The 23,499-nt window shown below is 71.7% G+C and carries 23 protein-coding genes and 1 riboswitch; of the genes, 12 read left to right on the top strand and 11 right to left on the bottom strand.

The annotated features are described in order from the left end of the window. Positions 1 to 11: 11 nt before the first annotated feature. Positions 12 to 1,232, bottom strand: coding sequence for an FAD-dependent oxidoreductase (locus AB0I82_RS30455; protein ID WP_363260613.1), 1,221 nt, complete (start codon positions 1,230 to 1,232; stop codon positions 12 to 14). Between the two features lie 306 nt (positions 1,233 to 1,538). On the opposite strand from AB0I82_RS30455, the gene AB0I82_RS30450 reads away from it, so the two are divergent. Then, positions 1,539 to 2,183 carry a pentapeptide repeat-containing protein gene (locus tag AB0I82_RS30450; protein WP_363260723.1) on the top strand — a complete coding sequence of 215 codons (645 nt, stop codon included), beginning with the start codon at positions 1,539 to 1,541 and terminating at the stop codon, positions 2,181 to 2,183. Between the two features lie 87 nt (positions 2,184 to 2,270). Here AB0I82_RS30450 and AB0I82_RS30445 read toward each other — a convergent pair whose 3' ends face one another. Together AB0I82_RS30445 and map are read right to left on the bottom strand one after the other, a co-directional pair. Further along, positions 2,271 to 2,768, bottom strand: a complete 498-nt coding sequence (locus tag AB0I82_RS30445; RefSeq protein WP_363260612.1) for a hypothetical protein — start codon at positions 2,766 to 2,768, stop codon at positions 2,271 to 2,273. Between the two features lie 96 nt (positions 2,769 to 2,864). Beyond that, positions 2,865 to 3,632, bottom strand: a complete 768-nt coding sequence (gene map / locus AB0I82_RS30440) for a type I methionyl aminopeptidase (protein WP_363260611.1) — start codon at positions 3,630 to 3,632, stop codon at positions 2,865 to 2,867. Between the two features lie 118 nt (positions 3,633 to 3,750). Here map and AB0I82_RS30435 point away from each other — a divergent pair, with 118 nt between their 5' ends. After that, on the top strand, positions 3,751 to 4,032 hold the full coding sequence (locus AB0I82_RS30435) for a helix-turn-helix transcriptional regulator (protein ID WP_363260610.1): 282 nt from the start codon (positions 3,751 to 3,753) through the stop codon (positions 4,030 to 4,032). Here the strand turns inward: AB0I82_RS30435 and AB0I82_RS30430 are convergent. Both AB0I82_RS30430 and AB0I82_RS30425 read right to left on the bottom strand, forming a co-directional pair. After that, the gene (locus tag AB0I82_RS30430) at positions 4,029 to 4,580 is read right to left on the bottom strand and encodes a GNAT family N-acetyltransferase (RefSeq protein WP_363260609.1); all 552 of its coding nucleotides are present in this window, start codon (positions 4,578 to 4,580) and stop codon (positions 4,029 to 4,031) included. The genes AB0I82_RS30435 and AB0I82_RS30430 overlap by 4 nt on opposite strands. 204 nt (positions 4,581 to 4,784) lie before the next feature. Further along, positions 4,785 to 5,360, bottom strand: coding sequence for a TerD family protein (locus AB0I82_RS30425; protein WP_031056366.1), 576 nt, complete (start codon positions 5,358 to 5,360; stop codon positions 4,785 to 4,787). Between the two features lie 220 nt (positions 5,361 to 5,580). On the opposite strand from AB0I82_RS30425, the gene arfB reads away from it, so the two are divergent. Further along, on the top strand, positions 5,581 to 6,027 hold the full coding sequence (arfB, locus tag AB0I82_RS30420) for an alternative ribosome rescue aminoacyl-tRNA hydrolase ArfB (RefSeq protein WP_363260608.1): 447 nt from the start codon (positions 5,581 to 5,583) through the stop codon (positions 6,025 to 6,027). Positions 6,028 to 6,108: 81 nt separating this feature from the next. On the opposite strand, the gene AB0I82_RS30415 is transcribed toward arfB, so the two are convergent. After that, the gene (locus tag AB0I82_RS30415; protein ID WP_363260722.1) at positions 6,109 to 6,684 is read right to left on the bottom strand and encodes a flavin reductase family protein; all 576 of its coding nucleotides are present in this window, start codon (positions 6,682 to 6,684) and stop codon (positions 6,109 to 6,111) included. Between the two features lie 429 nt (positions 6,685 to 7,113). Between AB0I82_RS30415 and cdgB the strand changes: the two genes are divergently transcribed. Together cdgB and AB0I82_RS30405 are read left to right on the top strand one after the other, a co-directional pair. Further along, a complete protein-coding gene (cdgB, locus tag AB0I82_RS30410) occupies positions 7,114 to 8,778 on the top strand; it encodes a diguanylate cyclase CdgB (protein WP_363260607.1) in 1,665 nt (554 codons plus the stop codon). Between the two features lie 359 nt (positions 8,779 to 9,137). Continuing rightward, entirely contained in the window at positions 9,138 to 10,070 is a 933-nt protein-coding gene (locus AB0I82_RS30405; RefSeq protein ID WP_363260606.1) for a carbohydrate-binding protein, read from the top strand. Between the two features lie 4 nt (positions 10,071 to 10,074). On the opposite strand, the gene pfkB is transcribed toward AB0I82_RS30405, so the two are convergent. From pfkB to AB0I82_RS30390, 3 genes are all read right to left on the bottom strand, one after another. Then, positions 10,075 to 11,004 (bottom strand): 1-phosphofructokinase, encoded by a 930-nt coding sequence (pfkB, locus tag AB0I82_RS30400; RefSeq protein WP_363260605.1) that lies wholly within the window; start codon positions 11,002 to 11,004, stop codon positions 10,075 to 10,077. A 187-nt stretch (positions 11,005 to 11,191) separates the two neighbouring features. Continuing rightward, positions 11,192 to 12,349 carry an N-acetylglucosamine-6-phosphate deacetylase gene (gene nagA, locus AB0I82_RS30395; RefSeq protein WP_363260604.1) on the bottom strand — a complete coding sequence of 386 codons (1,158 nt, stop codon included), beginning with the start codon at positions 12,347 to 12,349 and terminating at the stop codon, positions 11,192 to 11,194. After that, entirely contained in the window at positions 12,349 to 13,314 is a 966-nt protein-coding gene (locus tag AB0I82_RS30390; protein WP_363260603.1) for an ROK family protein, read from the bottom strand. The genes nagA and AB0I82_RS30390 overlap by 1 nt, the downstream gene beginning before the upstream one ends. A 360-nt stretch (positions 13,315 to 13,674) precedes the next feature. Between AB0I82_RS30390 and AB0I82_RS30385 the strand changes: the two genes are divergently transcribed. The 3 genes from AB0I82_RS30385 (at position 13,675) to otsB (ending at position 16,217) form a co-directional block, all read left to right on the top strand. Beyond that, positions 13,675 to 14,952: an extracellular solute-binding protein gene (locus AB0I82_RS30385; RefSeq protein ID WP_363260601.1), complete on the top strand. Its 1,278-nt coding sequence runs from the start codon at positions 13,675 to 13,677 to the stop codon at positions 14,950 to 14,952. A gap of 70 nt (positions 14,953 to 15,022) precedes the next feature. Further along, positions 15,023 to 15,268: a DUF3263 domain-containing protein gene (locus tag AB0I82_RS30380; RefSeq protein ID WP_363260599.1), complete on the top strand. Its 246-nt coding sequence runs from the start codon at positions 15,023 to 15,025 to the stop codon at positions 15,266 to 15,268. 70 nt (positions 15,269 to 15,338) lie between these two features. Next, positions 15,339 to 16,217, top strand: coding sequence for a trehalose-phosphatase (gene otsB, locus AB0I82_RS30375; RefSeq protein WP_363260598.1), 879 nt, complete (start codon positions 15,339 to 15,341; stop codon positions 16,215 to 16,217). A 114-nt stretch (positions 16,218 to 16,331) separates the two neighbouring features. Here otsB and AB0I82_RS30370 read toward each other — a convergent pair whose 3' ends face one another. Together AB0I82_RS30370 and AB0I82_RS30365 are read right to left on the bottom strand one after the other, a co-directional pair. Further along, positions 16,332 to 17,813, bottom strand: a complete 1,482-nt coding sequence (locus AB0I82_RS30370; RefSeq protein ID WP_363260597.1) for a trehalose-6-phosphate synthase — start codon at positions 17,811 to 17,813, stop codon at positions 16,332 to 16,334. A 104-nt stretch (positions 17,814 to 17,917) separates the two neighbouring features. After that, positions 17,918 to 18,883, bottom strand: coding sequence for a glucosyl-3-phosphoglycerate synthase (locus AB0I82_RS30365; RefSeq protein ID WP_363260596.1), 966 nt, complete (start codon positions 18,881 to 18,883; stop codon positions 17,918 to 17,920). A 159-nt stretch (positions 18,884 to 19,042) separates the two neighbouring features. Beyond that, a riboswitch (SAM riboswitch) is annotated at positions 19,043 to 19,201 on the top strand. Positions 19,202 to 19,218: 17 nt separating this feature from the next. On the opposite strand from AB0I82_RS30365, the gene thrC reads away from it, so the two are divergent. The 4 genes from thrC (at position 19,219) to groL (ending at position 23,462) form a co-directional block, all read left to right on the top strand. After that, the gene (gene thrC / locus AB0I82_RS30360; RefSeq protein WP_363260595.1) at positions 19,219 to 20,502 is read left to right on the top strand and encodes a threonine synthase; all 1,284 of its coding nucleotides are present in this window, start codon (positions 19,219 to 19,221) and stop codon (positions 20,500 to 20,502) included. Positions 20,503 to 20,562: 60 nt separating this feature from the next. Next, a complete protein-coding gene (locus AB0I82_RS30355; protein ID WP_363260594.1) occupies positions 20,563 to 20,841 on the top strand; it encodes a MoaD/ThiS family protein in 279 nt (92 codons plus the stop codon). Positions 20,842 to 21,314: 473 nt separating this feature from the next. Further along, entirely contained in the window at positions 21,315 to 21,518 is a 204-nt protein-coding gene (locus tag AB0I82_RS30350) for a cold-shock protein (RefSeq protein ID WP_003986833.1), read from the top strand. 321 nt (positions 21,519 to 21,839) lie between these two features. Then, positions 21,840 to 23,462, top strand: coding sequence for a chaperonin GroEL (gene groL, locus AB0I82_RS30345; protein WP_030022296.1), 1,623 nt, complete (start codon positions 21,840 to 21,842; stop codon positions 23,460 to 23,462). Positions 23,463 to 23,499 lie beyond the last annotated feature (37 nt).

Here is a 23,499-nt window from a genome sequence, read left to right as displayed (position 1 = left end):
GGCCTAGGGGCCTAGGGGGCCGGTCGCCTGGCTCCGGTGGCGGAACGGGCGGCGGAGAGCGCGAGGGTGGTCGCCTCGATGGCGCTGGTGAACGCCACTTCGCTCAGCACACCGGGTGCCGCGACCTGATCGCCCGCCAGGTAGACGCCGTTGCCGCGGTCGATGGCGGGGCGGTCCCGCCAGGTGGTACCGGGCAGGTCCACCGCCCCCGTACGGCCGGTGGCGAGCGCGTCGCGGCGCCAGGTGACGCGCTCGCGCCACTCGGGGAAGCCCGCGTCCAGGAGACGCTCGGCGCGTGCGATGCCATCGGCGCGCGTCTCATGGGGAGCGATCCCGACCTGGCCCTGGAGGAGCTGCTCGCCGGGCGGGGCAAGGGTCGGGTCCTGCGCGGTGAACCGTTCGATCCAGCCGGAGCGGTCGAGGTCGGAGACCACGAAGAGATCGGCGGGCTGACGCCTCCCGGCCGGCCGCTGCTTCTTCGGGTGCGCCCGCAGCGCCAGGTCGATCAGGGCCGTACGGGAGCTGCTCCAGGTCAGTGAGTCGTCGCCGAGCAGCGCACGGGCGGAGTCGAGCTGGGCGGCGACGATGACGGGCCGGTCCTCGGGCAGCGCGTCGACCCGGGAGCCGGTCTCGATCCGTACGCCGAGGCCGCGGGCGTGGTCCGCCATGCGGGAGATGAGCGCGCCCCAACCGCCCTTGATGTACCGGGCTTCCGGGTTGAGGCGCGTGGTGCGGTAGAGGATCCGGTGGGTGAACGCGGCCGAGAGCAGGCCGGGGTCGTGGTGGAAGGTGGCGACGCCCGTGTAGTACGCGGCGGCGCGCGCGGCCGGCTCCCCGACATGCGCGCTCGCCCAGCTGAGGAAGTCCTGGTCCACGGGGGCGTCCGTACGGCTGCGGAGCCGGAGGAGGGCGAGGGGCGGGACACGGTGCAGCTCGCCGTGGTGGTGGAAGCGGATCCGGGCGGCTTCGCGGAGGCCGAGCGGAGCGAGTGGCCCGAGGAGGCCGCGCTGCTGCAGCCAGGGGTAGTGCGGGCCGCGGCGGTAAAGGGCGTGCGGGCCTTCGTTGGTGCGGTACGGCGCCTCGTCGGTACGGGCGCGGCCGCCGAGCGACCGGTGCGCTTCGTGGAGTGTGACGTCGGCACCGGCCTCGGCCGCGGAGATGGCCGCGGTGAGACCGGCGAAGCCGCCTCCGACGATGGTGATCCGACGGTGCGAGCGGTGCGGGGCGGGCATGGCGTGGGCCTCCCTGTTCGTGTCCTGCCGGCGTCCTGCCGTGGGTCCTTGATTCCTTGGACGAGGGAGCCGGGGCGGATGTGACATGAGCGTTGTTTGCGCAGGTCAGGGCGATTGTCAGTGGTGGGGTGCAGGATGGGTCAGGTCGGGGCGGAACGGTGATGTGAGCGGACCGATCGCGGCCGGTCGCGGACCCGCGCGGACCTTGCGCGGACTGGGCGCGGCTCGAGTGCGGACCGGTGCGGATCGGGTGCGGAGAAGGGCGGTGGTCGGGTGGCCGGCCGAGGTGGGGACGCGGGGCGGACGGTGCGGGCCGTACGACGCCCGGAGGTGCGGCTGCCGGAGCTGGTGGCGTACGACGGAGGGGAGTGGGAGCCGGAGGGGGATTACGACGGACTGGAGTTCGCCGACGCGGACTTCGCGGGGCAGTCGGCGCGGGGCGCCCGGTTCCTGGACTGTGCGGTGCGGCGGTGCGCGTGGGACGAGACGGTGCTGGCCCGGGCGCGGTTCATCGACAGCGTGCTGGAGGGGGTGCGGGGCGTCGGCACGGACCTCTCGCAGGTGTCGCTGCGCGATGTGGAGGTGCGGGATGCCCGGCTGGGCGGGACGCAGCTGCACGGCGCGGTGCTGGAGCGGGTCGTGGTGCGCGGCGGAAAGCTGGACTTCCTCAACCTGCGCAACGCCAAGCTCCGTGACGTCGCGTTCGAGGACTGTGTACTGGTGGAGGCGGACTTCGGCGGGGCGGAGCTGGAGCGCGTGACGTTCGACGGCTGCACCCTGGCGCGTACGGACTTCAGCCAGGTACGGATGCGGGACGTCGATCTGCGGGGCGCGGCGGCGCTGGACATCGCCCGGGGCATCGACCGGCTCGCGGGCGCGGTGATCAGCCCGTCACAGCTCATGGACTTGGCCCCGGCCTTCGCGGCGGAGGTGGGCGTACGGGTGGAGTGACGAGCGGGGGCGCGAACAGTGGGGGTGTGACGAGCGGGAGCGCAGAAGAAGGAAGAAGGAAGAAGGAAGAAGGGAGCGGGGGCGTGATCAGACGCGGGGGAAGCGGGCCTGGAGGTCCCATACGAGCGGGTTGTCGGCCAGCCCGTCGTGCATGTCCGTGAGGTCGGCGATCAGGTCGTGCAGGAAGTCGCGGGCCTCGCGGCGGAGCGCGGCGTGGTTGAAGCTGAGCGGAGCCTCGTCGACCGGTACCCAGTCGGCGGTGACGTCGACCCAGCCGAAGCGGCGCTCGAACAGCATCCGGTCGGCCGACTCGGTGAAGTCCAGCTCGGCGTGTTGCGGGCGTGCTGCACGGCTGCCGTGCGGGTCGCGGTCGAGTTGCTCGACGATGTCGCACAGGGCCCAGGCGAAGTCCAGGACCGGCACCCAGCCCCAGGACGTGGCGAGTTCCCGGTCCGTCTCGGTGTCGGCGAGATAGACGTCCCCGCAGAACAGGTCGTGGCGCAGCGCGCGGGCGTCCGCGGTGCGGTAGTCCGTCTGCGGGGGGTCGGGGAAGCGCCGGGAGAGCGAGTAGCCGAGGTCGATCACGTAGGTGATGGTCGCACGTCGGTCGGAGTACGTGCTCCGGGGCGGTCGGAGTCGTGCTCCGGTACGGGAGGGGGCAGGGCTGGGGGATGCAGGCTGTCAGGGCTGGGTGAGGACGCGGGGGCCGTCGTCGGTGATGGCGACGGTGTGCTCGAAGTGGGCGGCGCGGCTGCCGTTGGTGGTGAGCAGGGTCCAGCCGTCGTCCGCCGCGCGGTACCCGTCGTGGCCGCCGGACAGGAACATCGGCTCGATGGCGAGCACGAGGCCGTGCCGGAGTACGAAGCCGCGGCCGGGCCGGCCCTCGTTCGGTACCGACGGGTCCTCGTGCATGTGGCGGCCGATGCCGTGGCCGCCGAAGTCCGCCGGAATGCCGTAGCCGGCGGCGCGGCCGACGCTGCCGATGGCGTGCGAGATGTCGCCGATGCGGGCGCCCACCACGGCTGCCGCGATCCCCGCCTCCAGCGCGCGCCGGGTGGTGTCCATGAGCCGCTGGTCCTCGGGGCGCGGTGTGCCGACGGCGAAGGTGACCGCGGCGTCGCCCGTCCAGCCGTCCAGCGCCGCGCCGCAGTCGACGCTGAGCAGGTCGCCGTCGCGCAGCCGGTACGAGCTCGGGATGCCGTGGACGATCGCGTCGTTGACGGAGGTGCAGAGGGTGGCGGGGAAGGGGGTGGGGGCGAAGGACGGGCGGTAGTGGAGGAAGGGGGAGGTGGCGCCTGCCTCGGCCAGCACCGCGCGGCCGACCTCGTCCAGCTCGCTCAGCCGCACGCCGGGCGCGGCTGCCGCGCGTACGGCCGTGAGGATGTCGGCGACGACGCGGCCCGCGGGCCGCATGGCGTCGAGCGCGGTGTCGGTCTTGATCTCGACCATGGGTGAACCTCCGTGATGCGGGCCGCGGACGTGGGCGCGGAAGACGATTGACGACACAGGTCAGCAACCGGTCCAATTTCTATACCGGTATTTCTTTACCGGTATTAGTATCACGGGCATGGTCCGTACACCTCTGACTCCCTGGGAACGCGAGCGCGGCGAGCGGTTGGGCGCCCTGCTGCGGGCGGCGCGCGGCGAGCGCAGCATGGTCGAGATCGCGGCGGCCGCGGGACTCTCGGCGGAGACCCTGCGCAAGATCGAAACGGGTCGGGCGCCGACGGCCGGGTTCTTCACGGTCGCCGCGCTGGGCGCGACGCTCGGCGTGTCCCTCGACGAACTGGCCGCGCTCGCCGCGCCGCCGGCCGAGCCCTCCGCGGCGCCGCCGGTCGAAGCCGCCTAGAGGGCCTTGTGGAGGACCGTGCAGGGGCGGTTCATCGCGTGGTCCGTGCGGCGGTCGATCGCGCGGTAGCCGAGCGTCGACCAGAAGGCGAGCGCCTGCGGGTTGGCATCCAGGACGGCCAGACGTACGCCGTCGTGGCCGGACGCGCGCAGCCGTTCCTCGACCTGTGCCACCAAACGGCGGCCGCGACCGGCGCGTTGGTACGCGCCATGGATCAGCAGCAGGCCGACCCAGGGGTACGGGTCGATCGGGTCGGGGTGCTCGGTGAGGGTGACGGCCAGGCCGGTCAGCCGGCCGTGCTCAGTCCAGTGCTCGCTGCCGTGCTCACGGGCGAGCAGTACCTCGGCGGCCGGGTGGGTCAGCTCCCCGTTGATGCTCGATGCGACCTCGTCGCGCTGGATGGCGTACGGGTCGGGGAAGTCGCCGCTGAGGGCGAAGAACGCGGCGTTGGATGCGTAGAGATCCGTCAGCTCGTCGAGGAGCGGCGGTGGCAGATGCCCGTCGTGTGCGGCGAGGAGGGACGAGAGCGGTTCCAGTACGAGCGGCATACGCTCATGCTGGCCGGGCGCGCGGCCCAGCGCGAAGGAGTTCCGCGCACACCGAAGGCCCGCCCGCCCCACGCGAACGCATGCCGGAAGGCGCGCCCGTCCCGAGCTCGCGTACGCCGAAGGCCCGCCCGCCCCGCGTGAAACGCAGGCCGGACGGGCCTCCCGGCACGCCGTACGGCAATGGCCGTCGTACGGAAGTGGCCGTCAGACGTTGACGCCGAAGTCCTGGGCGATGCCCACCAGGCCCGAGGCGTAGCCCTGGCCCACCGCGCGGAACTTCCACTCCGCGCCGTTGCGGTACAGCTCGCCGAAGACCATCGCGGTCTCGGTGGCGGCGTCCTCGCTGAGGTCGTAGCGGGCGATCTCGGCGCCGCCGGCCTGGTTGATGATGCGGATGAAGGCGTTCCGCACCTGGCCGAAGTTCTGGCTGCGGTTCTCGGCGTCGTAGATGGAGACCGGGAAGACGATCTTCTCGACGTCGGCGGGCAGCGCGGCGAGGTTGACGTTGATCTGCTCGTCGTCGCCCTCGCCCTGGCCGGTGAGGTTGTCACCGGTGTGCACGATGGACTGGTCCGGCGTGGCCTTGTTGTTGAAGAAGACGAAGTGCTGGTCCGAGAAGACCTTGCCGCTCGGGTTGACCGCGATCGCGCTCGCGTCGAGGTCGAAGTCCGTGCCCGTGGTGGTGCGGACGTCCCAGCCGAGGCCGACCGTGACGGCGGTCAGGCCCGGAGCCTCCTTGGTGAGCGAGACGTTGCCGCCCTTGGACAGGCTTACAGCCATGGGAGTGCCCTCTTTCCTCGTCGAATCATCGGGCTCCGTACTCCGGACGAAGCTACCGTCATCCTGCACAACGACTGCCGGGGACCTTGAGGTTCCAGCTTCCTTTACTTTCTTTGCCAAGTCCTGATGCCGCCCCACGGCCGGGCGGCCGGCCGTTCGTGCGGGTGGCGAAGAAGGGGCGAGGAAATGCGGGTGACGGAACGGGGGCGGGCGCGGGATCATGGGGGGCATGTCCGGGCCCTATGTCATCCGCGGTTCGGTCGTCCTCCCGGAGTCGGAGCTCGTCTGGCGCTTCTCACGGTCTTCCGGGCCCGGCGGCCAGCACGTCAATACTTCCGACAGTCAGGTGGAGCTGCGCTTCGACCTGGCCGCGACCGATGCGCTGCCCGAGGTCTGGAAGGACCGCGCGCTGCAGCGGCTGGGGGAGCGCGGGCGGCTGATCGACGGTGGCGTGGTGTCCGTACGGGCGTCCGAGCACCGCTCCCAGTGGCGCAACCGCGAGACGGCCGCGGTCCGGCTCGCGTCGTTGCTGGCGGAGGCGTCCGCGCCGCCGCCGAAGCCGCGCCGCAAGACGCGGATCCCGCGCGGCATCAATGAGCGCAGGCTGCGGGAGAAGAAGCAGCGCAGCGACACGAAGCGCGGCCGCTCGGGCCGCGACTGGCACTGAGAGAAGCCAGGCCGATGCCGGGCCGTGCCGCCGGCCCCCGCCACAGCGCGCCCCAGGCCGGGCCGCCAACCCCCGCGCCCCCTATCCCAGCTTCCGGTACCGCCCCCGGAAGTACGTCAGTGGGTTGCTTTCGATGTTCGGGGTGTGGGCGGTCAGTACGCGGCCGATCGTGAGGGTGTGGTCACCCGCTACGACGCGCTGTTCCGTGCGGCACTCCATCGTGGCGAGGGCGCCCTTCACGAGTGCCGCGCCGGTCCGCTCGCCCCGTACGTGCGGGACGCTCGCGAAGAGGAGGCGGTCGCTGAGGCGGCCCTTCATGGCGAACTGACCGGCGATGTTGCGCTGGCTCTCCGTCAGGACCGAGACGGCCCACAGGGGCTGCCGCTCCAGGATGTCGTCCATCCGGGAGTCGTTGCGGACGCTCACCATCACCAGCGGCGGGTCGAGCGAGACGGACATGAACGCGGTGGCGGTCATCCCCGCGTCCTCCCCGACCGGAAGCGCGTCCTCCCCGGCCGGAAAGCCGTCCTCGGCCGGGTCCTCGTCGGCCGGAGCGTCCTCCGGATCGAGGGCGGTGATCAGTACGACCCCGGCGGCGAGCCGGGACAGGGCGGCACGGAACTCGTCGGCACTCACCCCACCAGCATGCGGGATCATCCCCCGATCAGGGCTGGTCTCCGGATCGGGGCTGGTCTCCCGAGCGGTGTGCGGATCGGTGACGGCGGCGGCAGGGTTGTTCGTGAACACGTCATGAACGCTAAACGGGACCGCGGGCGGCCCGCATCGGGCCCCGGGACCAGCCGCGTCCTAGGACCCCCGACGGAGCCGGGGCGCGTCAGAGCGCGGAATTTGCGTTCAGGAAGTTTACGAACACATAGGAGGAGACCCGCAGAGGCGCCGGAAGGGGGCTCGGGTGACCTCCGTAACTTCACGGCGTGTTCTGTGACTTGAGTCACAGCAAGGGGTAATTGTTGACCCTGTGTACCGGGTGTACAGCTCACTGTGATTCAGTGGCCGTGGCAATCGGACGACTAGAGGACGACAAGAAGCCTGGAGTTGCTGTCGAGGTCTCAGGGAGAGCGAGCGATGGAGACCGAGTCGGAGCCGTACGTCCGTCTTGCGACCCTGCGGCAGCTGCACCAAGTGGTCGCCGACCTGAACACCGCACGCAGCCTTGCGGACACCCTGCAGGCCGTCGCCGACGGGGCGATCAGCGGGCTGGGCTATGAGCTCGCCGCGGTCAACCTCGTACGGCCCGACGGCGACCTCGTGGTGGCCGCGGTGGCCGGGAGCGCGGGCGCCGAGGCGCTGCTGTCCGGCCGCGTCGGCTCCCGGGAGTCCTGGGAGCGCCGGCTGAGCATGGGGGAGCGCTGGGGCGACCTGTGCTTCATCCCGTACACCCAGGGCTGGGTGCTGGACGACGACGATGTCCCGCAGTGGCACACCTCCGGGCCCGCGCCGCGCTTCCCCGACGAGTGGCATCCGATGGACCGCCTCTTCGCGCCCATGTACGCGGCGTCCTCCGGGGGCGGCGAGCTGCTCGGCGTGATCTCCGTCGACCGGCCGCGCAACGGTCGGCGTCCGGGCGCCTGGGGGCGCGAGGCGTTGCAGATGTTCGCTTTCCAGGCCGCGATTGCGATCAGTAATGCCCGCCTTCGGGCAAACATGCAGCGTGCGCTGGTCCGTCTGGAGCGCGAGCAGCAGGCGCTGCGGGCGAGCGAGGAAAGCTTCCGGCAGGCCTTCGAGTACGCGCCGAGCGGCATGGCCATCGCCGAGATGGGCGGCGATCAGCACGGCCGGCTGCTGCGGACGAACGACGCGCTGTGCCGGCTGCTGGGCCGTCCGGCGTCCGTGATGCGCCGCTACGCCTTCTCCGACCTGGTGCATCCCGAGGACATCGGGACGCTGCTGCGGACCTCGGCCGAGGGCGGCCGGGCCGAGCTGCGGCTGGCCCGGCGGGACGGCTCGTACGTCTGGGTGAGCCTGCGCAACAGCGTCGTGGCCGACACCGCCGACGGCCCGCGCTTCCTGCTCACGCACGTCGAGGACATCGAGGAGCGCAAGCGGCACGAGCTGCAGCTCGCGCACCGCGCCAGCCACGACGCGCTGACCGGCCTGCCCAACAGCGCCGAGCTGCGGACCCGGCTCAGCGCCCGGCTGTGCTCGCGGCCGCCCGGAACGGAGGAGGCGGACGCGTTCGCCTCGGCGGCCGGCGGGGAGCACGACGGGCACGGCTTCCTGCCGGACGGCGGCGCGGAGGCGTTCGAGGGCTTTCACCTGGCCCGTACGGGCCCCGCGTACGACAGCCACGTGCACGCCGTCGCGCCGTCGGACGGGCCCGAGGACGACGGCGCCAAGGGGCTGGCCGTGCTCTTCTGCGACCTGGACGGCTTCAAGTCGATCAACGACCGGTTCGGGCACCACACGGGTGACGCGGTCCTCATCGAGGTGGCCCGGCGGCTGACCAACGGCGTACGGGACGGGGACACGGTCGCCCGGCTCGGCGGCGACGAGTTCGTGGTGCTGGCGGACGGGCTGGGCAAGGCGGACGCGGAGGACCTGGCCGTACGCCTGCGGAACGCGATCATTCCGCCGATCCGGGTGGACGGCCGGGCCGTGCGGGTCGGCGCCAGCTTCGGCATCGGCTGGGCGGGCTGCGGGATGTCGGCCGAGGAGGTCCTGCAATCCGCTGACCAGCGGATGTACGTCGAGAAGCGGTCCCGCTCCAAGGCGAATCGGCGGGTGAGCTGAGGGGCCGCCTCCCCGGGGCGCCGAAAAGGCGACCCGAGGGCGGGGGCGTCTTTCCGCCGCCCTGCGCCCCTTCGCGCCGTCCTCCGCCCCTCGGCAAGCCGTGTGTCCGAAGACACCTCCGGCCCGCCGGAGGCCGTCCGCACCGCGCTGACCGCCGCCGACCCCGTCGGAGCGCCCGCCGTTCACCGCCCTGTAGTGATCTTGTGGCCGTACGGAACCGGCGTACGCGGCTCCGCACCGGGTAGGCTGCGCCGATGCGGCGCGGGCCGCCGGGGGCCTCACAAGCATGTAGACATCAGTAGTACGTAGACATCAGCACGTAGGCATCAGTGTGCAAGACCGCTGGGGAGTGACGCGGAATGACGGCCGGTAGTAACGGCACGGACACGCCGGAGAACGACGATCCGTTCGGCTACCTCTACCGCTCGGAGGGCGGCGAGGCAGGCGGATCGGCGGGCGACGGCGCGGCGGTGCGGCAGCCGGGCGTTCCCAGGAGGTCGTACAACCAGGTGCGCGCGGTCGGCGAGCGCCAGTACGGCCAGCAGCAGTACGGCCAGCAGGCGCAGCGGCCGGCGTACGGGCAGAACGCGCACTACGCGGCGCCCGAGACGCTGCAGAACGGTGCGCCGCGCCAGGCCGGTCCGGCAGGTCACGGTGCGGGTGCGGACCAGGGTCCGCGCCGTAACCGCAACGGCCTGCTCATCGGCGCCATCGCCGTGGTCGCCGTGGTCTGCGTCGGCATCGGCGTCGCGATGATCTCCAACAGCGACGACGACAAGTCCGCCGAGGCCGGCGCCGGGTCGTCCGCGGGCGAGAGCGTGGAGCCGAGCAAGAAGCCGTCCGACAAGCCGGCCGAGCCCGATCTGCCCAAGGCCGACGCGGGCAGCCTGCGGCTGGACGGCACGGCGACCACGGACAAGACCATTCCGGGGGCGCGCTCGGCCGGCGGTCTGTACGTCACCGGCATGAACACGCCGGGTGCCGCCGCCACCTGGAAGCTGGAGGCGCCCAAGGACGGCCAGTACACCGTCTTCGTGGGGTACGGGGTCCCGGGCAAGGACGCCGACGCGACGCTGTCGATCAACGGCAAGGCCCGCGACTCCAAGCTCAACATGAAGAACTTCGCCGGGGCGCAGGAAGGCGACTGGGAGAAGGGCTGGACCCGGACCTTCGCCTGGGTCGAGCTCACCAAGGGCACCAACACGGTGAAGATCTCCTGCGAGCAGGGGAACCAGTGCGACTTCAACCTTGATCAGGTGTGGCTGAAGGCGGGGCAGGTCACCAAGCCGTAGCCACTCACGCGGCCGCCGGGGCCTCCGTGACCTTGATCTGGTCCAGCAGTTCCGCGTACGTCGCGCGGTCGAATTCGCCGGCCGCCTCGGCCCGTACGGTGGCCGCCGACAGGGCCACCGCGCGGGCCAGCCGGTCCGGCCAGGAGAGCTCCTCGACCAGGCCGGACAGCAGTCCGGCCACCGCCGAGTCGCCCGCTCCCGTGGGGTTGCCCGCGATCCGGTGCGGCGGCGCGGCCTGCCAGGAGCCGTCCGCGGTCACCGCGAGCATGCCGTCGGCGCCGAGCGAGGCCGCGACCGTGTGCGCGCCCCGGCGGCGCGCGTCCCGCGCCGCCCGCAGCGGCTCGTTGTGGCCGGTCAGCGCGGCCAGCTCGTCGGCGTTCGGCTTGGCGAGGTCGGGCCGCGCCGCGAGGCCGCGGCGCAGCGGCTCGCCGCTGGTGTCGAGGAGGACGGGGACGCCGGCCGCGCGGGCCGTACGGGTGAGGCGCGCGTACACGTCCACGGGCACGCCGGGCGGCAGGCTGCCGCACAGGGCCACCGCCCGGGCGCCGTCGAGGAGTTCGCGGTACCGCGTGAGGAAGGCGTCCCACTCGGCGGGGGAGATGGTCGGGCCCGGCTCGTTGAGCTGGGTGGTCTCGCCGTCGGTGGTGTCCACGACGGCGACGGTGCGCCGGGTGGCGCTGCCGATCGGTACGAGCGCGTCGGTGACGCCGGTCTCCTGGGCGAGCATGGCGCGCAGCGCGTCGCCGGTGCCGCCGCCGGCGAATCCGGTGGCGACGGTGTCATGGCCCAGGGCAGCGAGCACCCGGGCGACGTTCAGGCCCTTGCCGCCGGGGCGTTCGGACACCTCGGTCACCCGGTTCGTGCCGCGCGGGCGGAGCCGCGGTACCCGGTAGGTGATGTCGAGTGCGGCGTTCAGCGTGACCGTGAGGATCATGGTTCCCCCTCCCGCGCAGTGGTCGGACGGCCGTGGTCAACGGCCGGGGACGGACGAGTGCGCGAGCGATCATGCCATCGGCGACGGCAGTTGGCACAGAGCGCGGGTGCCGCCCGGGCCGCGGATGCGGACCAATCGGTCCAGCCCGGACGGGGTGCCGCCCAGGCCGTGTCCGCACCTGTGTTCCTTACCCCGCCTGCGGTGGCCGTACCACCCACTCGCCCCTGCGCATGACGCCCACCAGGTCGTACGAGGCGTCCAGTACGACCAGGTCGGCGTCCTTGCCGGGCTCGATGGAGCCGGTGCGGTCGTCGATGCCCAGCAGCCGGGCCGGGTTGCCGGACAGGGCCTGTACGGCCGCTTCGATGCCGATGCCGTCGATCGTGACGGCGCGCTTGAAGGCGAGGTCCAGGGTGAGCGTGGAGCCCGCGATCGAGCCGGCGGTGGGGCCGCCGTGGATGCGCGCGACACCGTCCCTGACCTCGACCTCCATGGGCCCGAGCGGGTACATGCCGTCGCTCATGCCGGCCGCGCCCATCGCGTCGGTGATGAACGCGACGCGCTCCGCGCCCGCGTGACGGAACGCCAGCTGCAGCACGGAGGGGTGCAGGTGGGTGCCGTCGTTGATCAGTTCGACGGTGATCCGCTCGTCCTCCAGGAGCGCGGCGATCGGGCCGGGCGTGCGGTGATTCAGGCCCGGCATCGCGTTGAAGAGGTGCGTGGCGACGGTGGCGCCCGCGTCGATGGCCTCGCGCGTCGCGTCGTACGAGGAGTCGGTGTGGCCGATGGCCGCGATGACGCCGGAGTCGGCCAGCAGGCGTACGGAGTCCAGGCCGCCGGGCAGTTCCGGCGCGAGCGTCATCATCTTCGCCGTGCCGCGGGCCGCGTCGACCAGCTTGCGTACGTCCGACGGGTCCGGGTCGCGCAGCAGTTCGGGCTGGTGGGCGCCGCAGCGGTGGGCCGAGATGAACGGGCCCTCGAAGTGGATGCCGGCCAGCTCGCCCTGCTCGACCAGTTCGGAGAGGACGGCGGCCTGCCGGGCCAGGTCGGCCAGGTCGCCGGTGACGGTGGAGGCGGCCATGGAGGTGGTGCCGTGGCGGCGGTGGGTGTCGGCGACCTTCAGGCACTCCTCGGGGTCGGCGGAGGAGAAGGAGCCGCCGCCCCCGCCGTGTACGTGCATGTCCACGAAGCCGGGGACGATCAGGTGACCGGACAGGTCGACGGTGGTGCCGCCCGACGCGGGGCCCACGGCGAGCTGCCGCCCGTCGATCGTGAGGGCGAGGTCGTCGACGACGCCCGCGGGCAGTGCCACCCGGGCGCCGCTGAGGATGGTTCGGTCCGCCATCAGGCAGTTACCTCCGTGGAGAGAAGATCCCGGGCCAGCAGTCCTGCGCCCAGGCAGCCGGCGGCGTCCCCGAGCGCCGCGGGAACGATCGAGGGGAGCGGCTGGAAGGTAACCCGTCGCCGGACCGCCTCCCGCAGAGGCGCGAACAGCGTGTCGCCCGCCTCGGCGAGCCCGCCGCCGATGATCAGGGTCCGCGGGTCGAGCAGCGTGAGGCAGGTGACCAGGCCGTCCGCGAGCGCGTCGACGGCTTCCTGCCATACGGCCACGGCGCGCGGGTCGCCGGACTCGACCGCTTTGGCGGCGTCCGCGGCCGTGGCGTCCGGGTCACCGCAGGCGGCGGCCCAGGCCCGGCCGACGGCCGCGGCGGAGGCCAGCGTCTCCAGGCAGCCGCGCCGGCCGCAGCGGCACGGCGCGCCCTGGGGGCGTACGACGATGTGCCCGATCTCGCCCGCGCTGCCGTGCGCCCCGGCTTCGATCCGGCCGCCGATGCCGATGGCGGCCGCGATGCCGGTGCCCAGCGGCAGGAAGACGAACCGGTCGGAGCCCTTGCCCGCGCCGATGCGGCCCTCGGCGAGCCCGCCGGTACGCACGTCGTGGCCGAGCGCCACGGGGATTCCGCCGAGCCGCTCCGAGAGCAGGGCGCGCAGCGGGACGTCCCGCCAGCCGAGGTTCGAGGCGTACACGGCCGTGCCGGTGGCCTCGTCGATGATGCCGGGGACGGCGACGCCGGCCGCCGCCGCGGGGGCGCCGTACCGCTGCGTGCCCAGGTCGCGCAGCTCGGCGGCGAAGTCGAGGATCGTGTCGACCACCGCATCGGGGCCGCGCTCGCGTCCGGTGGGGCGGCGCGCCTCGTGCAGCAGGACGGGGGGCCGGGCGGGCGTGCCGTCGGCGGGCGGCGCCTCCGTACCGACGAGTGCGGCCTTGATCCCGGTGCCGCCCACATCGAGCGCGATGACATGTCTCACGCGGCACAGTCTCCCGCGAGAAGCGCCGAGAGGTCTAGTCCACTACGGCCTCGGTGCCGGTGCGCCGAGGTGGAGGGCCGGTTCATCCGCTGTATACGGGGAGTTGGGCGGCGGGTCGCGCGCGTGGCGTCGGCCGATCGGCGCCGCGGCGCGGGCGCGGGGCGGTCGGGCGGCGGTCCGGAGGAAGATCGAATTCCGGTCCGTTGATGCGAAACGGAGACCTTGTTTGGTGTAGACCTTGTGAGGGTGTGCGGGGCAGACTCGCAGCTCATGTGCCCGACGGAGGGTGATCCTCGCCGTCGCGGCGCGCATCCCGGAACGTACGGCACATCTGGACTCAAAGGGCGGAACAGGGCAGCAATGGCAGTACAGCGACGCTACAAGAGCCTGGCGGCGGCGGGTATCGCGACGGCCATGACGCTGACGCTGGCCTCCTGCTCCGGCGGCACCGTGGGCGAGGACGACGTCACCCTGAAGCTGGTCGCCGCCGACTACGGCGACGGCGCCGCCAACTCCAGCAAGCACTACTGGCACGACGTGGTCGAGGCGTTCGAGGCCAAGCACCCGCACATCAAGGTCGACGTCGACGTCTACAGCTGGAAGGACGTCGACAAGGAGGTCGCGAAGCGGGTCAAGGCCGGCAACGCCCCCGACATGGCCCAGATAGGCGCCTACGCCGACTACGCAGCCGAGGGCAAGCTCTACAGCGCCGACGACCTGCTCTCCATCAGCACCCAGGCGGACTTCACGCCCGCCCTCGCGGAGGCGGGGGAGTACCACCGCGTCCAGTACGGCATGCCCTTCGGGGCCAGCACGCGCCGCCTCTTCTACAACAAGAAGCTCTTCGCGCAGGCCGGCATCGCGAACCCGCCCAAGACCTGGTCCGACATCAAGCAGGACGCGCAGCTCCTGAAGGCCGCGGGCGTGAAGATCCCCTTCGCGCTGCCGCTCGGCCCCGAGGAGACCCAGGCCGAGACCATGATCTGGATGCTGAGCGGGGACGGCGGCTACACCGACGCCATCGGCAAGTACACGATCGACTCACGGCAGAACATCCGCACGTTCAAGTGGGTCAAGGACAACCTTGTCACCCCGGGCCTGACCGGCACCGACCCCGCGAAGCTCAACCGGCAGGACGGCTTCAACGCCTTCGCGAGCGGCCAGGTCGGCATGCTCAACGGCCACCCCACGCTGATGCAGCAGGCCAAGTCCAAGGGCATCGACTACGGCACCGTCGCGCTCCCCGGCACCACCGGCCCGGCCAAGTCCACCATGGGCGTCGCCGACTGGATGATGGGCTTCAAGGAGAACGGGCACCGCGCCGAGATCGGCCAGTTCCTCGACTTCGTCTACAACGAGGACAACGTCCTGAAATTCTCCGGCGATTACGGCTTGCTGCCGGTCACCGTCTCCGCCTCCCAGGACATGCTCGCCGACGGCAAGTACAAGAAGCTGCACGGCTTCCTGAAGCAGCTGCCGGAAGCGGAGTTCTACCCCGCCGACAAGACCTCCTGGCCGCTGGTCAGCAAGACCATCAAGGCGAAGATGGGCGGCGCGGTCGGCAAGAACGGCGACCCCGCGAAGGTGCTCACCGACATCCAGAACACCGCGGACGAGGCGGACAGCGCGACACGGTGACGCCGACCGGGCCCGGGCGCCCGGCCGGGTGATCAGTAGGGATGTCGTACCGCGGGGCTATCGTGGACGCGTGGTCTCCGAATCGCCGTCCGAGCGGCTGTCAGCGCGCGACGAGGCCGTGCTCGCCGTGGAGCGCCGCTCCTGGTCCGGGCCCGGCGCCAAGGAGCGCGCCATACGGGAGCGGCTCGGCATCTCGCCGACCCGCTACTACCAGCTGCTCAACGCCCTCCTGGACGACCCGCGGGCGCTTGCTCACGACCCGGTGACGGTGAATCGCCTGCGGCGGGTGAGAGAGGCCCGCCGGGCCCGTCGCTGACGTCTCGCTGACGGCCAGGAGATCCTTGTAGTACGTCCGTACGCCCCGCCTCACCGATAGGCTCGGCCCCATGGGCAGCCCCGAGAACCTCCTCGCGCAGCCGATGACCGAAGCGGGCCGTGCGGGCCTGGCCGGCTTTCTCGCCCGGCCGGCCGACGCCGTCGTCGCGCTCGACTTCGACGGCACCCTCGCCGGCATCGTCCCCGACCCCGAGCAGGCGCGTGCCCACCCCGGCGTGGTCCGGGCGCTCACCCGCCTCGCCCCGCTGCTGCGCGCCGTCGTCGTGATCACCGGCCGCCCGGCGGAGACGGCCGTCCGGCTCGGCGGCTTCGCCGACGCGGCCGGCCTGGACCGCCTCGTCGTCCTCGGGCACTACGGCGCGGAGCGCTGGGAGGCCGCCACCGGCCGGATCGAGGCGCCCGCGCCGCCGCCGGGCGTCGCCGCGGCCACCGCCGAGCTGCCGGACCTGCTGCGGAGCTCCGGGGCCTGGCAGGACGGGCCGGTCGACGCCGCGATCGAGACCAAGGGCGGCCGGGCCGTCGCCGTGCACACCCGCCGCACCGCCGACCCGCAGGGCACCTTCGAGGCGCTGCGCGCGCCGCTGGCCGCGCTCGCCGAGCGGCACGGCCTGATCGTCGAGCCGGGCCGCTTCGTCCTGGAGCTCCGCCCGCCCGGCGTCGACAAGGGCGTCGCGCTCACCTCGTACGTACACGAGGTGGCCGCCGGCGCGGTCCTCTACGCGGGCGACGACCTCGGCGACCTGGCCGCCTACACCGCCGTGGACGCCCTACGCACCGAGGGCCTGCCCGGCGTACTGGTATGCAGCGCGGCGACGCTGGGCGAGGGCGCGGAGGAACTGGCGGACCGAGCGGACCTGGTCGTCCCGGGCCCGGCAGGGATCGTGGAGCTGCTCACGGGACTCGCGGACGCACTGGCGACGCACCCCTGACGAGGCGCGCCCCGCAGGGGCGCAGCCTTCAGGGGCGCGGGGAACTGCGCGACCAGCCACAACGGCGGGCCAGCCGGCAACGCACCGCCCGGGGCACCCCGGAAACCGCCGGCCTCAGCCGCCAAGCGCCCGCAACTGCTCCAGGAACCACTGGGCCGGCGGCAACGCCGTCGCCGCCGCAGCCAACCGCTTCGCACGCTCGGCGCGCTCATCGTGCGCCATGGTCAGCGCCGCATGCAGCGCCTCCGCCGTCCCCCCGATGTCGTACGGATTGACCACCAACGCATCCTCCCCCAGCTCCGCACAGGCCCCCGCCTCCCGGGACAGCACCAGCGCGCAGCCCGCCTCGGACACCACCGGCACCTCCTTCGCGACCAGGTTCATGCCGTCGCGGATGGGGTTGACCAGCGCGACATCGGCGAGCCGATACGCGGCCAGGGAGCGCGCGAAGTCGTCCTTGACGTGCAGCACGACCGGCAGCCAGCCGTCCGTGCCGAACTCGTCGTTGATCTCCCCTGCCAGCCGCGAGACCTCCTCGGTGTACTCCCGGTACACCGCCAGGTCCTGCCGCGAGGGATAGGCGAACGCTATGTGCACCACCCGGCCGCGCCACTCCGGCCGGTCGGTCAGCAGCCGCCGGTAGGCCAGCAGCCCGCGCACGATGTTCTTGGACAGCTCCGTACGGTCCACCCGCACGATCGTCTTCCGCGGCGCGCCGTCCTCCCCGGTGCCGATCTGCTCGCGCAGATCCGCCAGCCGCTCGTCGACGTCCGGCTGCCGGGAGCGCTCGCGCAGGAAGTCCGCGTCGGCGCCCAGGCCGTGCACCCCGAGCCGGGTGGTCCGGCCCTCGTACGTGACGCGCAGGCCCGCCGCCCCGTCTCTGGCGACCTCGGCGCCCAGTACGACGGCGCAGCACTCCGCGAACGCCGCGGCCCAGCGCTCCGTCAGGAACGCCGCCCGGTCGCCGCCCAGAATGCCGCGCAGCACCTCGGCCGCCACGTCGTCCGGCAGCAGCCGGAAGTAGTCCGGGGGCGCCCAGGGGGTGTGCGAGAAGTGGCCGATGCGCAGGTCGGGGCGGCGCTCGCGGAGCAGCCCCGGGACCAGCGTGAGGTGGTAGTCCTGCACGAGGACGGCCGCGCCGGGCGCCGCGGCCTCGGCGAGCGCGTCGGCGAAGGCGGCGTTGTACGCCTCGTACGCCGCCCACTGGCCGCGGAAGTCCGCGTCGAACGCGGGCTCCAGCGGCGTCTGGTAGAGCAGGTGGTGGACGAACCACAGCACGGAATTCGCGACGCCGTTGTACGCGTCCGCGAAGACCTCGGGCGCGATGTCCAGCATCCGGACGGACTGTCCGCCGGTGTCGCCGGGGTCCAGCAGCCCGTCCCCGGCGGCGGCCCGCCGGGCCGCCTCGCGGTCGCCGTCGCCGAGCGCTGCGCACACCCACACGGCCCCGGCGTCCGGGCCGATGGCGGAGAGGCCGGAGACCAGACCGCCGCCGCCGCGCTTGGCCGTCAGCGTGCCGTCCTCGCCCAAGGCGTAGGAGACCGGACCGCGGTTGGACGCGACGAGAACCTGGGCACCTGAGCTGGAGGAGACCATGCCGATGACCTAACCCGCCACAGATCCGCTCAAACGTGCGGCCGGGAGTGCGTCGCGGGAGCAGTCGCACGTCGGCGCCGCGCGCCGGGCCCGGACGCCGCCCCTCATGCCGCGCGCCGCTCCTCGTACTCCGGTATGCCGCGCATCGGCGGCCGCTCCTCGGTGTCCACATCCGTCGTCCGCGGTACGAACCCGCCCTCCTCGCCGCGGTCGAACTGGGTGAGCCGGGGCCGTACGAGGTGCCCGCGGGCCAGCCGCAGCTGCGCGGTGCGGTAGATCGCCGCGGCCATCCGGCCGAGCGCCTGCCCGTCCTGGTGCCGGTGCTTGCGCACGCCCACGTCCACCTGCGCCAGCGCGTCCAGGCCGACCGTGTGCAGCGCGTCGACCAGCAGGCCCAGCTCCACGCCGTACCCAACAGGGAAGGGCAGCCGCTCCAGCAGCGAGCGGCGGGCCGCGTACTCGCCGCCCAGCGGCTGGACGAAGCCGGCCAGCTGCGGCCAGTGCAGATTGAGCAGCGGTCGGGCCACCAGCTCGGTGACCCGACCGCCCTGGCCCGCCTTCGGGCCGTCGGCGCCCTCGCCGAGCGGCCGGTCGTACATTGCCTTCACGAACTGCACCTGCGGCTCGGTGAGCAGCGGCCCGACGATCCCGGACACGAAGGCGGCGGAGAACTCGCGCAGGTCGGCGTCGACGAAGCAGACGATGTCGCCGCTGGTGGCCAGCAGCGAGCGCCACAGCACCTCGCCCTTGCCGGGCACCGTCGCCAGCCGGGGCAGGATCGCGTCGCGGTGCACGACCCGGGCGCCCGCGGCGGCCGCGACCTCGGCGGTGCGGTCGGTGGAGCCGGAGTCCACCACGACCAGCTCGTCGACCAGGGGCACCGCGGCGGACATCAGATCGCGGCGGATGATCTCCACGATCGTGCCGACCGTGGCCTCTTCGTCGAGCGCGGGCAGCACTACGCTGACCGTCTGTCCCGTGCGGCTCTTCGCGGCCAACAGCTGGTCGAGCGGTCGGTCGGCGGCTGACCAGGAGCGGCCGGCCAGCCAGCGCTCCACCTCTTCCAGCACGTATCCGTCTCCTTTTGCTACTGAGTGTGAGCCATCTCGCGCATCGGACGGCTATCTCAACCGTCCATGCCTTCGGTTACAGTCTTGAACAACGCGGATGACCACCGCATGCCGGGGTCACCGCTGAACAAACGCCTGTGTTTCGTGCGCAGGCCATACCGCTCATCCAGAGGGGCAGAGGGATACGGCCCGTTGAAGCCCCGGCAACCCTCCAGCCGGTCTTGCCGCCAGGACGCTGATGTCCGCCGCGCGAGGCTCCCGGCTAGGGAAGGTGCCAAATCCGTCTCGCGGCGAGATGCGTCGCGAGGAAGATGAGGAGAAAGGGCCTCGCCTCCATGGCTGTGCAAGCTGCTGAAAGCACCACCACCGTCTCCCTCGGTCCCGCCGCCGCGCTGTCCTGCCGCGAGTGCGGTACGCGCTTCGCGCTCGGCCCGATCTTCGCGTGCCAGGAATGTTTCGGGCCGCTCGAAGTGGCGTACGACCTGCCGAGCGGCGACCCCGAGGGCCTGAAGAAGCAGATCGAGGCCGGTCCGGACAACATCTGGCGGTACGCGCCGCTGCTGCCCGTCCCCGCCGACGTGGCCGACAAGCCCAACCTCAACCCGGGCTTCACCAAGCTGGTCAAGGCCGACCGCCTCGCCGCCGAACTGGGTGTCACCGGCGGCCTGTACGTGAAGGACGACTCCGGCAACCCGACGCACTCCTTCAAGGACCGCGTCGTGGCCATCGCCGTCGAGGCGGCCCGCGCCTTCGGCTTCACCACCCTGTCCTGCTCCTCCACCGGCAACCTGGCCGGTGCGGTCGGCGCCGCCGCGCGCCGGGCCGGCTTCAAGTCCTGCGTGTTCATCCCGCACGACCTGGAGGCGGGCAAGGTCGTCATGGCTGCGGTCTACGGCGGCGACCTGGTCGGCATCGAGGGCAACTACGACGACGTCAACCGCTTCTGCTCCGAGCTCATCGGTGACCCGCTGGGCGAGGGCTGGGGCTTTGTGAACGTCAACCTCCGCCCGTACTACGGCGAGGGCTCCAAGACGCTCGCGTACGAGATCTGCGAGCAGCTCGGCTGGGAGCTGCCGGACCAGCTGGTCATCCCGATCGCCTCGGGCTCGCAGCTCACGAAGATCGACAAGGGGCTCAAGGAGCTCATCAAGCTCGGCCTGGTCGAGGACAAGCCGTACAAGATCTTCGGCGCCCAGGCCGAGGGCTGCTCGCCGGTGTCCACCGCCTTCAAGGCCGGCCACGACGTCGTACGCCCGCAGAAGCCGAACACCATCGCCAAGTCGCTGGCCATCGGCAACCCGGCGGACGGCCCGTACGTGCTCGACATCGCCCGCCGCACCGGCGGTGCCGTCGAGGACGTCAACGACGAGCAGGTCGTGGAAGCGATCAAGCTGCTCGCCCGCACGGAGGGCATCTTCGCGGAGACCGCGGGCGGCGTGACCGTCGGCGTCACCAAGAAGCTGATCGAGAACGGGCAGATCGACCCGGCGAAGTCGCTGGTCGTCCTGAACACCGGGGACGGCCTGAAGACGCTGGACGCCGTGGCGCCGACCACCGGCCCGACCGCGACCATCCGCCCGAGCCTGGACGCGTTCCGCGAGGCCGGCCTCGACAAGTAAGCGCCGCCCCGCCAGGCAGGCCCCGCACTCGTTTCCCCGGAACCCGGAAGGTAGAACCACATGAGCGTCAACGTCCGCATCCCCACCATCCTCCGCACCTACACCGGCGGCCAGGCCGAGGTCCCCGCCGAGGGTGCGAACCTCTCCGAGGTCATCGCGGACCTGGAGAAGAACCACAACGGCATCGCGGCCCGCGTCCTGGACGACCAGGGCAAGCTGCGCCGCTTCGTGAACGTGTACGTCAACGACGACGACGTGCGCTTCGAGGGCGGCCTGGAGACGGTGACGCCGGACGGCGCCAGCGTCTCGATCATTCCCGCGGTGGCCGGCGGCTGCTGAAGCCCGCTCTTTCGTAAAACCGGCGGCGCACGCCCTTAGTGCGCCCTGTGTGCGCCCCCTGTGCACCGCTTCGTGGGTGACCGCATACGCCTCCTGGAATCGCCCCGTCCGCAGCAAAAGCGGACGGGGCGATTCCATGTCGTTAAAGGCGATACAGTTGAGGTGAATCCTCTTCGCGCGCGTGCCCGACGCATATGAGAACGCGACAAGATGTGCTCAAAGTGTGTGCGCATTTTGTCGCGTTGATGAGCTATGCCCGGCCCGGCTTGCCCAGAATTATTGAGACTTCGCCGTAAATCGGCGAATGGTCGTGGGCAGAATTCTCGTCCGATTGACCTGTTGCGCTGGGCATCGGTGCAGATACATTCAGCGGCGGTCGACGCGTTCCGGCGCACACCCTCCTTGGGGGTGAGGTCTGACCCGGGTCCGCGGAGTGCGGTCCTGCGCAAGGGCCAGCAATAGGGGAGTTAGGAATGGCTCAGGGCACCGTCAAGTGGTTCAACGCGGAGAAGGGGTACGGCTTCATCGCGGTCGACGGTGGTGCGGATGTTTTCGTCCACTACAGCGCGATCCAGATGGACGGCTACCGCACCCTTGAGGAAGGTCAGCGGGTCGAGTTCGAGATCTCGCAGGGCCAGAAGGGGCCGCAGGCGGACATGGTTCGCGTGGCCGGCTGAGCGCCGACCGACTGCAGCGTACGGAGGCCCGTGCTCCCCGAGGGGGAGTGCGGGCCTCTCGTTGTGCGCGCGTGCGCGCCGACCCGGGCCCTTGCGGCGCCGCCGCGCGATCCCGCAGGGTGGGCAGAGGCGCTTGCACTCGCGGGGGCCGAGTGCTAATCATTGCGTTAGCACTCTGAAGGTGAGAGTGACAGAACTTCGGATCGGGCCGGTGAGGTCCGCGGCCCGGTGGGGCAGGGAACCACTGGGCTGCAGGCCGTCCGTCGCGGGCACCGGCGCGGTCCACTGCGTTTCCACCCCTGTCCGGGAGGACCACTTCACATGGCCAAGATCATCGCGTTCGACGAGGAGGCACGGCGCGGTCTCGAGCGCGGGATGAACCAGCTCGCCGACGCCGTCAAGGTCACCCTTGGCCCCAAGGGCCGCAACGTCGTCCTTGAGAAGAAGTGGGGCGCCCCCACGATCACCAACGATGGTGTCTCCATCGCCAAGGAGATCGAGCTCGAGGACCCGTACGAGAAGATCGGCGCCGAGCTGGTCAAGGAGGTCGCGAAGAAGACGGACGACGTCGCCGGTGACGGCACGACGACCGCGACCGTCCTGGCCCAGGCCCTGGTCCGCGAGGGCCTGCGCAACGTCGCGGCCGGCGCCAACCCGATGGCCCTGAAGCGCGGCATCGAGCGCGCCGTCGAGGCCGTCTCCGCCGCCCTGCTGGAGCAGGCGAAGGATGTGGAGACCAAGGAGCAGATCGCCTCCACCGCCTCCATCTCCGCCGCCGACACCCAGATCGGCGAGCTCATCGCCGAGGCCATGGACAAGGTCGGCAAGGAAGGCGTCATCACCGTCGAGGAGTCCCAGACCTTCGGTCTGGAGCTGGAGCTCACCGAGGGTATGCGCTTCGACAAGGGCTACATCTCGGCGTACTTCGCCACCGACATGGAGCGTATGGAGGCGTCGCTCGACGACCCGTACATCCTGATCGTCAACTCCAAGATCTCCAACGTGAAGGACCTCCTTCCGCTGCTGGAGAAGGTCATGCAGTCGGGCAAGCCGCTGCTGATCATCGCGGAGGACGTCGAGGGCGAGGCCCTGTCGACCCTGGTCGTCAACAAGATCCGTGGCACCTTCAAGTCCGTCGCCGTGAAGGCCCCGGGCTTCGGTGACCGCCGCAAGGCCATGCTCGGCGACATCGCCATCCTCACCGGTGGCACCGTCATCTCCGAGGAGGTCGGCCTCAAGCTCGAGAACGCCGGTCTGGACCTCCTGGGCCGCGCCCGCAAGGTCGTCATCACCAAGGACGAGACCACCATCGTCGACGGTGCCGGTGACAGCGAGCAGGTTCAGGGCCGCGTCAACCAGATCCGCGCCGAGATCGAGAACTCGGACAGCGACTACGACCGCGAGAAGCTGCAGGAGCGCCTGGCGAAGCTCGCCGGCGGTGTTGCGGTCATCAAGGCCGGTGCCGCGACCGAGGTCGAGCTCAAGGAGCGCAAGCACCGCATCGAGGACGCCGTGCGCAACGCGAAGGCGGCCGTCGAGGAGGGCATCGTCGCCGGCGGTGGCGTCGCCCTGCTGCAGGCCTCCTCGGTCTTCGAGAAGCTGGAGCTCGAGGGCGACGAGGCCACCGGTGCCGCCGCTGTGAAGCTGGCCCTGGAGGCCCCGCTGAAGCAGATCTCCGTCAACGGCGGCCTCGAGGGCGGCGTCGTGGTGGAGAAGGTGCGCAACCTGGCCGTCGGCCACGGTCTGAACGCCGCGACCGGCGAGTACGTCGACATGATCGCCGAGGGCATCATCGACCCCGCCAAGGTCACCCGCTCCGCGCTGCAGAACGCCGCCTCCATCGCGGCGCTCTTCCTCACCACCGAGGCCGTCATCGCCGACAAGCCGGAGAAGGCCGCCGCGGCCGCCCCGGGCGGCATGCCGGGCGGTGACATGGACTTCTGATCCACCCTTCCGGGACGGATCAGCTGTTCATCGCTGT

This window comes from Streptomyces sp. NPDC050315 (genome assembly GCF_040655775.1).
Taxonomy (GTDB): Bacteria; Actinomycetota; Actinomycetes; order Streptomycetales; family Streptomycetaceae; genus Streptomyces.
The sequence above is the reverse complement of the archived record's forward strand: the minus strand, read 5'-3'. Positions and strand labels throughout refer to the sequence as shown.

Excerpts from the sequence above, each read along its gene's own strand:
- AB0I82_RS30455 (WP_363260613.1), bottom strand. The coding sequence starts at position 1,232 with ATGCCCGCCCCGCACCGCTCGCACCGTCGGATCACCATCGTCGGAGGC.
- map (WP_363260611.1), bottom strand. The coding sequence starts at position 3,632 with ATGGTCGAGATCAAGACCGACACCGCGCTCGACGCCATGCGGCCCGCG.
- AB0I82_RS30435 (WP_363260610.1), top strand. The coding sequence starts at position 3,751 with ATGGTCCGTACACCTCTGACTCCCTGGGAACGCGAGCGCGGCGAGCGG.
- AB0I82_RS30430 (WP_363260609.1), bottom strand. The coding sequence starts at position 4,580 with ATGCCGCTCGTACTGGAACCGCTCTCGTCCCTCCTCGCCGCACACGAC.
- AB0I82_RS30425 (WP_031056366.1), bottom strand. The coding sequence starts at position 5,360 with ATGGCTGTAAGCCTGTCCAAGGGCGGCAACGTCTCGCTCACCAAGGAG.
- arfB (WP_363260608.1), top strand. The coding sequence starts at position 5,581 with ATGGGGGGCATGTCCGGGCCCTATGTCATCCGCGGTTCGGTCGTCCTC.
- AB0I82_RS30415 (WP_363260722.1), bottom strand. The coding sequence starts at position 6,684 with ATGATCCCGCATGCTGGTGGGGTGAGTGCCGACGAGTTCCGTGCCGCC.
- cdgB (WP_363260607.1), top strand. The coding sequence starts at position 7,114 with ATGGAGACCGAGTCGGAGCCGTACGTCCGTCTTGCGACCCTGCGGCAG.
- AB0I82_RS30405 (WP_363260606.1), top strand. The coding sequence starts at position 9,138 with ATGACGGCCGGTAGTAACGGCACGGACACGCCGGAGAACGACGATCCG.
- pfkB (WP_363260605.1), bottom strand. The coding sequence starts at position 11,004 with ATGATCCTCACGGTCACGCTGAACGCCGCACTCGACATCACCTACCGG.
- nagA (WP_363260604.1), bottom strand. The coding sequence starts at position 12,349 with ATGGCGGACCGAACCATCCTCAGCGGCGCCCGGGTGGCACTGCCCGCG.
- AB0I82_RS30385 (WP_363260601.1), top strand. The coding sequence starts at position 13,675 with ATGGCAGTACAGCGACGCTACAAGAGCCTGGCGGCGGCGGGTATCGCG.
- otsB (WP_363260598.1), top strand. The coding sequence starts at position 15,339 with ATGGGCAGCCCCGAGAACCTCCTCGCGCAGCCGATGACCGAAGCGGGC.
- AB0I82_RS30370 (WP_363260597.1), bottom strand. The coding sequence starts at position 17,813 with ATGGTCTCCTCCAGCTCAGGTGCCCAGGTTCTCGTCGCGTCCAACCGC.
- thrC (WP_363260595.1), top strand. The coding sequence starts at position 19,219 with ATGGCTGTGCAAGCTGCTGAAAGCACCACCACCGTCTCCCTCGGTCCC.
- AB0I82_RS30355 (WP_363260594.1), top strand. The coding sequence starts at position 20,563 with ATGAGCGTCAACGTCCGCATCCCCACCATCCTCCGCACCTACACCGGC.
- AB0I82_RS30350 (WP_003986833.1), top strand. The coding sequence starts at position 21,315 with ATGGCTCAGGGCACCGTCAAGTGGTTCAACGCGGAGAAGGGGTACGGC.
- groL (WP_030022296.1), top strand. The coding sequence starts at position 21,840 with ATGGCCAAGATCATCGCGTTCGACGAGGAGGCACGGCGCGGTCTCGAG.